Annotated in this window: 4 protein-coding genes and 1 pseudogene; all 5 read right to left on the bottom strand. The window is 56.0% G+C overall.

The features are described 5' to 3' along the window. Positions 1-101: 101 nt before the first annotated feature. Positions 102-896, bottom strand: a complete 795-nt coding sequence (gene truA / locus VKV18_RS13465) for a tRNA pseudouridine(38-40) synthase TruA (protein ID WP_324204706.1) — start codon at positions 894-896, stop codon at positions 102-104. Positions 897-1014: 118 nt separating this feature from the next. Then, positions 1015-1458 (bottom strand): annotated as a pseudogene (gene rplQ / locus VKV18_RS13460) (50S ribosomal protein L17); the annotation flags it as partial. Positions 1459-1490: 32 nt separating this feature from the next. After that, entirely contained in the window at positions 1491-2555 is a 1065-nt protein-coding gene (locus tag VKV18_RS13455) for a DNA-directed RNA polymerase subunit alpha (RefSeq protein ID WP_324204704.1), read from the bottom strand. Positions 2556-2582: 27 nt separating this feature from the next. Further along, complete coding sequence (gene rpsD, locus VKV18_RS13450) at positions 2583-3260, bottom strand: 30S ribosomal protein S4 (protein WP_324204703.1); 678 nt, start codon at positions 3258-3260, stop codon at positions 2583-2585. 30 nt (positions 3261-3290) lie between these two features. Continuing rightward, a complete protein-coding gene (gene rpsK, locus VKV18_RS13445; RefSeq protein ID WP_324201730.1) occupies positions 3291-3353 on the bottom strand; it encodes a 30S ribosomal protein S11 in 63 nt (20 codons plus the stop codon). Position 3354 lies beyond the last annotated feature (1 nt).

Genomic DNA, 3354 nt, shown 5'->3' with positions numbered 1-3354 from the left:
AGGCGTCCAAGAGGGCGACCTGTGGCATCTACCACATACCAGACGCGCTGTGCCTCCACATCTTCTTTGCGTGCAAAATAGGTTCCATGCTTCCTCATATTCTATTCTCCGTACTCTTCACAAGAATCTTTACCCTTCTGTCGTCCGTAACGCTTTCGTTGACCATAGCGAACATGCAGCAGGAAAAGCCCCTGTGCAGGGGCTGTAGGCCCTGCCAATCGCCTATCGCGTGCAGCCAGAAGGCAGGCCATCTCCTGCCAAGAGCGTTTTCCCCTGCCTACCTCTATAAGCGTGCCCACAATGGTGCGCACCATACCACGCAGAAAGGCATTCGCTTCTAACCGAATGGTTAGCAGTTCGCCCCTGCGCCGGATATGGCAAGCCATCAACTCTCTGGCGGTAGGCTCGTCCGGCAGGAGCGCATTGGCAAACGAAGCGAAATCGTGCTCACCCAGTAAGCACTCAGCCGCTTTTCGCATGGCCTCGACATCCAGTGGTGTCGAGCAGAAGGCGCTATAGCGATGCAACAGCGCCGAAGGCGTGTTGCGATTTAAGATGACGTAGAGATAGACCCGCGACGAAGCCGAGTAGCGCGCATGAAAGCTCGAGTCCACCTCTTCGGCCTGTTTCACACGAACATCTGGCGGAAGCACACTATTAAGGGCAAGAGCCATTCTCTCGCTTGGCACCCGTGTTTCGCAATCGAAGCTTATCACTTGGCCAAGGGCGTGCACTCCCGCATCCGTCCTGCCGGCGCAGGCAAAATGCTGCGGGGGGCCTAGCCGTTTCGCAATCGCCTCTTCCAGCGCTTCCTGCACGGTTCGAGCATGGCGCTGGCGCTGAAAACCGGCGAAATCGGTGCCGTCGTACTCCACAATGGCCTTGACACGCAACAAACGCCCCATGCCTTAGGGTTGCGCGCTACTTTCGCCGACGCCCTAACCCTAGAAGCCCTCGGCGCCCCTCTTGGGCCGGAGCGGCCGCTTCCGTAGATGTGGTAGTGGGCAGGCCTTCCACGAATTCGAGCATGACAAGCGGGGCTCCATCTCCACGGCGAAAGCCTATCTTAGAGATGCGGGTATAACCCCCATTGCGCCCCACATAGCGAGGGGCTATCTCATCGAAAAGACGCGGGATAACATAGTACGGATTTCGCGCAATGGTAGCCCCCCCTTTAGGGCCGCGATGCTCGGTATCTCGCACGAACTCATCTATATTGCTATCTATAAAGCGACGCACAAGTCGGCGCGCATGAAGCCGCTTTTCTATCGGCGCGTCGGGGCCTCCTTCGCGTGCGATAGTGACAAGCTTTTCTACAATAGCGCGAACCTCTTTTGCCCGCGTTTCGGTGGTTACAATCCGGTCGTGCAGCAACAGACTGCGCGTTAGGCTCTTCAGTAGGGCACGGCGCTGGTCGCTAGGCAGACCGAACTTCCTATAGGCCTTGCGATGTCGCATCTTTTTCGGATTCCTTTCTCAATAGGGTCGCTCTATTCTGCCTCGGCGCCGGCTGTTGCCTCTTCTTCCTCGTCTTCGTCGTCCTCCTCATCCTCCGCATCGGCGACCGTGGAGGAGCGTCTCGTGCCAGGCGGAAGGGCGGTCTCCCCTTTCAGATGGAGGCCGTAGACGGCAAGACGCTCACGCACCTCATCGAGCGATTTTCGCCCGAAGTTACGAATCTGCATCAGCTCCTCCTCGTTGTAGCGCACGAGGTCGGCAATGGTGAGGATGCCGGCTTTTTTCAGGCAGTTATAGGTACGCACAGAAAAATCAAGCTCCTCTATACGCACATGGGGTATCGCTTCGGGATTGGACAGGGGGCCTTCTTCATAAGAGAGGGGCAAGCCACCGTCCTCATACTCTGCAAAGAGATTGAAGTAGCGATTGAGAATGCGGGCAGCCTCCCGAAGGGCGGCATCGGGGAAGATCGTGCCGTTCGTCCATATCTCTAGAATGAGGCGCTCGTAGCTCGTATCGGAGGCCACTCGCGTCGCTTCCACGGTATAGTTCACCTTACGAACCGGCGTAAAGGCCGCCCCCACGGCAATGACGCCTATCCCCATTTGGCTACGCCGTTCCTGCCGATCGGGAAGCACATAGCCTTTTCCGATCTCTACTTCCATCTCCATTGAGAGGTGAGCGTTTTCATCGGAGATGGTGGCAAGATAAACCTCTGGGTTCACCACCTCTACGTCCTCTGGGCAGATCACATCAGCCCCTGTCACAACTCCCTCTCCGTGCACATCAATGCGCAGTTTTCTCGGCTCGCTCTTTCGTCCCTCGCTGCCATCGTGATAGACCTTCACATGCAGCTCCTTGAGGTTGAGCAACAGCTCTGTGGTATCCTCTTTCACACCGGGAATGGTGTCGAACTCGTGCAGCACCTTATCTATTTTAACGTAGGTGATGGCAGCTCCTGGAATTGAGGATAGGAGCACACGCCGCAGGGAGTTTCCGAGCGTTACCCCATACCCACGCTCCAGCGGCTCGACGACAAACTTTCCGTAAGTTCGACTCTTTTCGAGCGTCTGGATGTTCGGCAGGGTGATTTCCATAAGTTTCTCTCTCCTCGAATGGGCGGCTTAGCGCGAATAGAATTCGATGATCTGTTGAACTTGCACCACGTTATGGGTGTCTATCTGGTCATGAGTTGGTATGGCGAGCACGCGCCCTTCCAGAGTCTGAGGGTTCAGCTCCAACCATTCCGGCAAGTTAGGCCGCGTATGCATGCGCTCCCGCACCTCTTTGATGCAGGCCTTTTGCGCCTTGCTTTCATGAATGCCGATCACGTCACCGGGCTTTACCTGATACGAGGGAATGTTTACCCGTTCCCCGTTCACCGTAAAGAAGCGATGGCTCACCATTTGGCGGGCCTGCGCCCGTGAGGAGGCCAACCCTAACCGATAGACCACATTATCCAGCCGCGTCTCCAGCAGTGTCACCAGGTTGTCGCCCGACACACCGGGGCGTCGCATGGCCTCGTCGAGATAGTGCCGAAACGGTTTTTCGAGAACCCGGTAGATACGCTTCAGCTTCTGCTTTTCGCGAAGCTGCATGCCGTATTCTGTGATCTTGCGTTGCGGTGCGGCGATCTGGCTAATGGCACTTCCCCATCCAGGAGGTTTATCGCGCCACTTTGTTTTCCCATCCTTACTGGTTTTTTCTAAGGTGCACTTGGTGTAGCATTTGTCGCCTTTGAGAAACAGCTTTACCCCTTCGCGGCGACATTGACGACACCGTGGATCGTGATTATTTGCCATAGTCCCTCTAAAACACTCCTTCGATTCGCCTCAGATACGTCGTCGCTTTGGAGGACGGCACCCGTTATGAGGCAGTGGGGTAACGTCTTTAATT

This window comes from Chthonomonas sp. (assembly GCF_035294505.1).
Classification (GTDB): domain Bacteria; phylum Armatimonadota; class Chthonomonadetes; order Chthonomonadales; family Chthonomonadaceae; genus Chthonomonas.
Note: the sequence above shows the minus strand (reverse complement) of the source record. Positions and strands in the feature narration are given on the sequence as shown.